The 346-nt window shown below is 49.7% G+C and carries 1 protein-coding gene; it reads right to left on the minus strand.

The genetic code is table 11. From position 1 onward, the window contains the following. A partial coding sequence (locus tag QCE73_RS34020; RefSeq protein WP_309885339.1) for a serine hydrolase occupies window positions 1-346 on the minus strand: 346 nt, incomplete at both ends.

The raw sequence follows: 346 nt of genomic DNA on the forward strand, positions 1-346 counted from the left end.
GAAGGGCCGAGCGCAGAAGTGGTCCTGCAACTTTATCCGCCTCCATCCAGTCTATTAATTGTTGCCGGGAAGCTAGAGTAAGTAGTTCGCCAGTTAATAGTTTGCGCAACGTTGTTGCCATTGCTACAGGCATCGTGGTGTCACGCTCGTCGTTTGGTATGGCTTCATTCAGCTCCGGTTCCCAACGATCAAGGCGAGTTACATGATCCCCCATGTTGTGCAAAAAAGCGGTTAGCTCCTTCGGTCCTCCGATCGTTGTCAGAAGTAAGTTGGCCGCAGTGTTATCACTCATGGTTATGGCAGCACTGCATAATTCTCTTACTGTCATGCCATCCGTAAGATGCTT

The organism is Caballeronia sp. LZ029 (assembly GCF_031451275.1).
GTDB classification, from domain to species: Bacteria; Pseudomonadota; Gammaproteobacteria; order Burkholderiales; family Burkholderiaceae; genus Caballeronia; species Caballeronia jiangsuensis.